Origin of the sequence: Rathayibacter sp. AY1H2 (assembly GCF_002931985.1) — a bacterium.
Taxonomy (GTDB): domain Bacteria; phylum Actinomycetota; class Actinomycetes; order Actinomycetales; family Microbacteriaceae; genus Rathayibacter.
In genome coordinates, this window is record NZ_PSUV01000009.1 from 119,562 (window position 1) to 126,330 (window position 6,769).

Genomic DNA, 6,769 nt, shown 5'->3' on the forward strand with positions numbered 1-6,769 from the left:
AACCGCACCTGTCGTCGACGGGAACGGGTGGATGAGGGCGGGCGCACCGCGAACGGGCCCGAACCAGCTACCGAGAATACCAGACCGGCAGCGCGCGCAGAAGTCGCGCCGCGCCCGGACCCCGGAGCCGGGGTCAGCCGCGGGCGCGGGCCGAGAAGCGCCCGTTCTCGCGGGTGAGAGCGATGTCGAGCCCGAAGGTCTCGGCGAGCGTCGCCTCGGTCAGGGACTCGGCCAGCGGGCCCGCCGCCACCACCGCTCCGTCGCGGAGGAGCAGGGCGTGGGTGAAGCCGTCGGGGATCTCCTCGACGTGGTGGGTCACCATCACGATCGCGGGCGACGCCGGGTCCTTCGCGAAGCCGCCCAGCAGCTGGACGAGCTCCTCGCGGGCGCCGAGGTCGAGGCTCGCGGCCGGCTCGTCGAGCAGGAGCAGCTCGGGGTCGGTCATGATCGCGCGGGCGATCTGGACGCGCTTCTGCTCGCCGTCCGAGAGCGTCCCGAAGGTGCGCTCGGCGAGGTGCTCGAGCTTCCACTCGGACAGCACGCGGCGGGCGCGGCGCTCGTCGATCGCGTCGTAGCCCTCGTTCCAGCGGCCGGTGACGGCGTAGGCGGCGGTCATCACGACGTCGAGCACGCTCTCGCCGGCCGGGAGGCGGCGCGCCATCGCGGTCGAGGCGTAGCCGATGCGCGGGCGCAGCTCGAACACGTCGACCCGGCCGAGGGTCTCCTCGAGCAGGTGCGCGGCACCGGTCGAGGGGTAGTTCTGCGCGGCGGCGATCTGCAGGATCGAGGTCTTGCCCGCCCCGTTGGGGCCGAGGATCACCCAGCGCTCGTCCTCGGCCACGTCCCACGACACGTGGTCGAGGATCCGCTTGCCGTTCCGGACGAAGGACACATCGACGAACGAGACAACGCTGGGCATGGGAGCCATTCTAAAGGAGGCGGCCGGGAGGCTCAGACGAGCGAGTCGTAGATCGCCCGGGTGTCCCGCGCGATCTGCGTCCAGCTGAAGTGGCTCTGCGCGCGCTCGCGGCCCGCGGCGCCCATCCGCTTCGCGGTCTCCGGGTCGGCGACGACCTCGGCGAGGGCGGCGGCCAGGTCGGCGACGTAGCGCTCCGGGTCCACGGGGGTGCCGGTGCCGTCGGTGACCTGCTCGATCGGGACGAGACGGCCGGTCACGCCGTCGTCGACGACCTCCGGGATGCCGCCGGTCGCCGTCCCGACGACCGCCGCACCGCAGGCCATCGCCTCGAGGTTGACGATGCCGAGGGGCTCGTAGATCGAGGGGCAGACGAACGTGGTCGCGTTCGTCAGGACCGCGGAGAGCTGGTGGCGCGGCAGGTGCCGGTCGATCCAGACGACGCCGGTGCGCTCCTCCTGGAGGCTGCGGACGAGGGAGGTGACCTCGGCCATGATCTCGGGGGTGTCGGGGGCGCCCGCGCAGAGCACGAGCTGCACCTCGGGAGGCAGGGTCGCCGCGGCGCGGAGCAGGTAGGGCAGGCCCTTCTGCCGGGTGATGCGGCCGACGAAGACCACGGAGGGGCGCGAGGGGTCGATGCCCAGCTCGGCGAGGACGGCCTCGTCCTCGACCGGGTGCCAGGCGTCGAGGTCGATGCCGTTGTAGACCACGTGGACCTTCGCCGGGTCCAGGGCCGGGTAGGAGCGGAGGATGTCCTCGCGCATGCCGCCGGACACCGCGATCACGGCGTCGGCGTTCTCGTACGCCTCCCGCTCGATCCAGCTCGAGACGCGGTAGCCGCCGCCGAGCTGCTCGGCCTTCCACGGACGCAGCGGCTCGAGGCTGTGCGCCGAGACCACGTGCGGGATGCCGTGCAGGAGCTGGGCGAGACGCCCCGCGGCGTTGGCGTACCAGGTGTGGGAGTGGACCAGGTCGGCCCCCGCCGCGTCCTGCGCGATCTGCAGGTCGACCCCGAGGGTCTGCAGCGCGCCGTTCGCCTCGGCGAGCTCCGCGGGGACGGAGTACGCGAACGTGCCCTCCTCCTCGCGCGGCGCGCCGAAGCAGCGCACCACGACCTCCAGGTCGCTGCGCAGCGCCTTGGTGAGCTCGGCCACGTGGACACCGGCTCCCCCGTACACCTCGGGCGGGTATTCCTTGGTCAGCAGATCGACTCGCACCCCCGAACCGTAGTACAGGGCGCTCCCCCGGCGACAGCCGGGGTCCACGGGGAAGCCCGAGCCCCTACTGTGGTGCCATGCAGTCAAAGAAGATCTTCGGCATCGTCCTCGCCGGCGGCGAGGGAAAGCGCCTCATGCCCCTCACGGCGGACCGGGCCAAGCCCGCGGTGCCGTTCGGCGGGCAGTACCGGCTGATCGACTTCGCGCTGTCCAACCTGATCAACTCCGGTCTCACTCAGATCGTCGTGCTGACGCAGTACAAGTCGCACTCGCTCGACCGCCACGTCTCGCAGACCTGGCGCCTCTCCGGGCTCCTGAACTCCTACGTCGCCTCGGTCCCCGCGCAGCAGCGCCTGGGCAAGCGCTGGTTCAGCGGCTCGGCCGACGCGATCCTGCAGAGCCTCAACCTGATCCGCGACGAGAAGCCCGACATCGTCGTCGTGGTCGGCGCCGACCACGTCTACCGCATGGACTTCTCGCAGATGATCGACGCGCACATCACGTCCGGTGCGAAGGCGACCGTCGCGGCCATCCGCCAGCCGATCGAGCTCGCGGACCAGTTCGGCGTCATCCAGCTCGCCGGTGACGAGGCGGGCGACGGCATCGTCCCGACGATGATCTCCGAGTTCCTCGAGAAGCCCAAGGACGCCGTCGGCCTGGCCGACTCCCCGCACGAGGTCCTCGCCTCCATGGGCAACTACGTCTTCGACGCGGACGCCCTGATCGACGCGGTCATCCGCGACGGCGAGTCCTCCACGTCGGACCACGACATGGGCGGCGACATCATCCCCGACTTCGTCGCGCGCGGCGAGGCCGGCGTCTACGACCTCAAGCTCAACGACGTCCCCGGCTCGACCGACCGCGACCGCTACTACTGGCGGGACGTCGGCACCATCGACTCCTTCTTCGAGGCCCACCAGGACCTCATCTCGGCGCTGCCGGTCTTCAACCTCTACAACCAGCAGTGGCCGATCTTCTCGTCGCAGCTGAACTCCCCTCCGGCCAAGATCGTCCGCGACGGCAAGGGCAACATGGGATCGACGGTCGACTCGGTCGTCTCGCTCGGCACCGTGATCTCGGGCGCGCACATCGAGCGCAGCGTCGTCGGGCCCTGGACGGTCATCGAGTCGAACGCGACGGTCACCGACTCGGTGGTCTTCGACAAGGTCCGCATCGGCCCGGACGCGCTGGTCGTCCGCGCTATCCTCGACAAGGACGTCGTCGTCGAGCCCGGTGCTCGAGTCGGCGTGGACCACGACCGCGATCGCGAGCGCGGGTTCACCGTCACCGAGTCGGGCATCACCGTCGTCGGCAAGGGCGTCGTCGTCCACCCGTAGCACCCCCGCGGGTCGAGCTCTGCGCCCCGGCGCGCCCACCCGACCGATCGGACCGGCCCATGAGTGAGCGTCCTGCGACGCCTGCCCGCTTCCTCGTCGTCCTCGACGCGGACTCCACCCTCCTCCAGGACGAGGTGATCGAGCTCCTCGCGGTGCACGCCGGCTCCGAGGAGCGCGTCGCCGCCGTCACGGAGCGGGCGATGCGCGGCGAGCTCGACTTCGGCGAGAGCCTCCGCGAGCGGGTCGCCACTCTCGCCGGGGTCCCGGAGTCGGTGCTCCCCGATGTGAGCTCAGGCGTCCGCGTCACGCCCGGCGCCGCCGAGCTCGTGGCCGGCGTCCACGCCGCTGGCGGCCGCATCGGTGTGGTGTCCGGAGGGTTCCACGAGGTCCTCGACCCGGTCGCCGGTGCGCTCGGCCTCGACTTCGTCCGGGCCAACCGCCTCTGCTGCGGGGACGGCCTGCTGACCGGAGCGGTCGACGGGGCGGTCATCGACGCCGCGGCCAAGGCGGAGGCGCTCCGAGAGTGGGCGGCGGTCTCGGGCGTCCCGCCGCAGCGCACGATCGCCGTCGGCGACGGTGCGAACGACCTGGAGATGATGGCGGTCGCCTCCCTCGCGGTCGCCTTCAACGCCAAGCCCCTGGTGCGCGAGCGCGCCGACCTCGTCGTCGGCGGCCTCGACCTGTCGCAGCTGCTGCCCGTCCTCGGCCTCCGCGGCTGAGGCCCGCCTCCCCCGGCCTCAGGAAGGTCAGCGGCCCGCGATCGCGACGAGTCCGGCGCAGCCGAGCGCCAGCGCCCAGCTGACGAGCGAGCCCACCAGGAAGTACTCCGCCTTCTCGCCGCTGCCGCCGTCGCGGGAGATCTCGGGGAAGCGCACGATCCCCTTGGCCGCGAGCACGGCACCGGCGAGGCCGATCGCTCCGGCGAGCGTGAGACCGGCGATCAGCAGCCGCTCCAGCGGTCCGATCGTGCGCCCGCCCTGGAGGTCCGGCAGGCGGGCGTCGGCCGGCTCCCGACGCGCGAACCGCTCGCTCCAGCGCGGACGCGGCGCGGGCTCGGCCTGCGGGAGCTCGCGGAACAGCGCCGCCCGCACGATCACGTTGCCGCTCTCCAGCAGGAAGAGCCCGGCTCCGACCGCCAGAGCGAGCTGCTCGATCGGAGGGAGCGTGCTCGCGACGATGGTCGGCGCGAGCGGCCCCGTCGGGACGCCGACGGCGCGGTCGACAGCGGTCAGCACCAGGACCGCCGCGACGAGGGCGACGGCCGGACGCAGACCCCCGGGCGGCCGCGCGTTCTCGACGGTCGTGGTCGTCAGCAGCCAGGCTCCGGCCAGGACGACGACGATCGCCGCACCGAGCGGCGGGGCTCCGGCGAGGAGCGCTGCGGTCACGGCTGCGGCGGCGAGCACGGGGATCGCGAGGAGGGCCGCACGGCGGCGGAGGTGCGTGCGCGCGAGGTCGCCGAGGCCGATCACGGCGAGCAGCAGCGCCGTCAGCACGTCTCCTCCAGCAGGCGCGCGCCGGCGAGGAGGGCGCCCGCTCCCGCGCGCCGCAGCGCCTGCGAGACGGCGGGCTGCGAGATCGACTCCTGCTCGCCCAGCTCCTTCTGCGACGCTCCGCGCAGGCTCCCCAGCACGAGTCGGCGATCGCGCGCGCTGAGCGCTCCGACCAGCGCGTCGCGGGAGAGGAGGTAGGCGTTGACGGCCGCCTCGCCGGAGTCCCCGTCGGCGTCCCCGGCGACGAACCATCCGCGGGCTGTGGGCACGGCACCGTCCTCGAGCGCGTGGGCGCGATCGATGGCCTCGCGCGCGCGCCACCAGCCGGACCCGTCCTCGAGGTCCCCGGCGATCCCCGACCCGACTACCCGCACCTCGCCCAGGCCGATGCCCGCGCGGCAGTCGACGCCGGCCGGGAGCGAGAGGCGCGCCTGCAGCGTCGCCCGGAGCGCGGCGTGGACGGAGGGGTAGATCGCCTGGAACTCGTCGCCGACCGTCGGGTGCAGGGGCTGGATCGCCGGGACCGCGGCCTCCACCTCGGCGAAGCCCCGCTCGATCTCGCGCTGAGCACCCGCGCGGTCGACGAGGGAGCGGGAGGTCACCAGATCCAGGAGCACGGCGACGACATCGGAGGAGGTCATCGCATAAGCCTAGAGCTTATATCCGTCGGATATAAGCCCAGGGCTTATCGGTCAGTGGCCCATCCCGAGGCCGCCGTCGACCGGGATCACGGCACCCGAGATGTACGCCGCCTCGTCGCCGGCCAGCCAGCGCGTGACCTTCGCGACCTCGGCAGCGGTGCCGTAGCGGGCGAGCGGGATGCTCTTCCGGTACTCCGCCTGCTGCTCCGGCGAGAGCTCCGCGGTCATGTCGGTCTCGATGAAGCCGGGAGCGACGACATTGGCGGTGATGTTGCGGGCGCCGAGCTCGCGGGTCAGCGAGCGGGCGAAGCCCACGAGGGCGGCCTTCGACGAGGAGTAGTTGATCTGGCCCGGCGACCCGTAGAGGCCGACCACGCTGGAGATGAGGACGACGCGGCCGAAGCGCTGCTTGAGCATCCCCTTCGATGCGCGCTTGACGACGCGGAACGCCCCGGTGAGGTTCGTGTCGACGACGGACGTGAAGTCCTCCTCCGTCATGCGCAGCAGCAGGGTGTCGCGGGTGATGCCCGCGTTCGCCACCAGGATCTCGACCGGGCCCAGCTCGGCCTCGACCTGCGTGAACGCGGCGTCGATGGAGGCGGCGTCGGTCACGTCCGCGACGACGGTGAGGGAGCCCTCCGGACCGGAGCCCGAGCGCGCGGTCACGGCGACCCGGTGACCGGCGGCCACGAACTCCTGGGCGATGGCGAAGCCGATCCCCCGGTTGCCCCCGGTGACGAGGACGGTGCGCGGCGTGGTCATGGTGTCCCTCCTGCCGGCGCTCGTGCGGCGCCGGGCGACCCGTACATCCTAGAGGCGCGTCGCGCAACAGATTCCGGGATGAGGCCCTCCCGGCCTGCACCCGCCCGCCGCGACGTAGGCTTGCAGGGCTGTGAAACCACGCGAGACACTCACCTCCCTACCGCCGTCGCCGAGCGCCGAGCGGCGCTCCCGCGCGATCAAGTACTCGATTGCCATGGGCATCAGGATGCTCTGCGTCATCTGCCTGCTCTTCGCCCACGGCTGGTGGCTGCTGTTCTTCGCCATCGGCGCCGTGGTCCTGCCCTACTTCGCCGTCGTGCTGGCCAACGTCGGCAGTGCGGGCGAGCGCGGCAACGTCGAGCGGCCGGGTGCGATCGTCCTCTCCCGGCCGGTCCCCCCGCCC

General features: G+C 72.4%; 8 protein-coding genes. 3 read left to right on the top strand and 5 right to left on the bottom strand.

All coding sequences use genetic code 11. The annotated features are described in order from the left end of the window. Positions 1–133: 133 nt before the first annotated feature. Together C5C29_RS08635 and glgA are read right to left on the bottom strand one after the other, a co-directional pair. Positions 134–919 carry an ABC transporter ATP-binding protein gene (locus C5C29_RS08635; protein WP_104221964.1) on the bottom strand — a complete coding sequence of 262 codons (786 nt, stop codon included), beginning with the start codon at positions 917–919 and terminating at the stop codon, positions 134–136. Positions 920–951: 32 nt separating this feature from the next. Then, a complete protein-coding gene (gene glgA / locus C5C29_RS08640) occupies positions 952–2,133 on the bottom strand; it encodes a glycogen synthase (protein ID WP_104225282.1) in 1,182 nt (393 codons plus the stop codon). Between the two features lie 77 nt (positions 2,134–2,210). Here glgA and C5C29_RS08645 point away from each other — a divergent pair, with 77 nt between their 5' ends. Then, positions 2,211–3,470 carry a glucose-1-phosphate adenylyltransferase gene (locus C5C29_RS08645; RefSeq protein ID WP_104221960.1) on the top strand — a complete coding sequence of 420 codons (1,260 nt, stop codon included), beginning with the start codon at positions 2,211–2,213 and terminating at the stop codon, positions 3,468–3,470. Positions 3,471–3,529: 59 nt separating this feature from the next. After that, positions 3,530–4,189 (top strand): phosphoserine phosphatase SerB, encoded by a 660-nt coding sequence (serB, locus tag C5C29_RS08650; protein WP_104273052.1) that lies wholly within the window; start codon positions 3,530–3,532, stop codon positions 4,187–4,189. Positions 4,190–4,216: 27 nt separating this feature from the next. Here serB and C5C29_RS08655 read toward each other — a convergent pair whose 3' ends face one another. Genes C5C29_RS08655 through C5C29_RS08665 form a run of 3 tightly spaced genes read right to left on the bottom strand, consistent with a single transcriptional unit; the run spans position 4,217 to position 6,366 of the window. Continuing rightward, the gene (locus C5C29_RS08655; protein WP_104308246.1) at positions 4,217–4,966 is read right to left on the bottom strand and encodes a hypothetical protein; all 750 of its coding nucleotides are present in this window, start codon (positions 4,964–4,966) and stop codon (positions 4,217–4,219) included. Continuing rightward, positions 4,960–5,604 (bottom strand): SatD family protein, encoded by a 645-nt coding sequence (locus C5C29_RS08660; RefSeq protein WP_104221954.1) that lies wholly within the window; start codon positions 5,602–5,604, stop codon positions 4,960–4,962. The genes C5C29_RS08655 and C5C29_RS08660 overlap by 7 nt, the downstream gene beginning before the upstream one ends. A gap of 51 nt (positions 5,605–5,655) precedes the next feature. After that, a complete protein-coding gene (locus C5C29_RS08665; RefSeq protein WP_104225284.1) occupies positions 5,656–6,366 on the bottom strand; it encodes a beta-ketoacyl-ACP reductase in 711 nt (236 codons plus the stop codon). A gap of 130 nt (positions 6,367–6,496) precedes the next feature. On the opposite strand from C5C29_RS08665, the gene C5C29_RS08670 reads away from it, so the two are divergent. Beyond that, on the top strand, positions 6,497–6,769 hold a 273-nt coding region (locus C5C29_RS08670), incomplete at its 3' end, for a DUF3099 domain-containing protein (protein WP_146083472.1).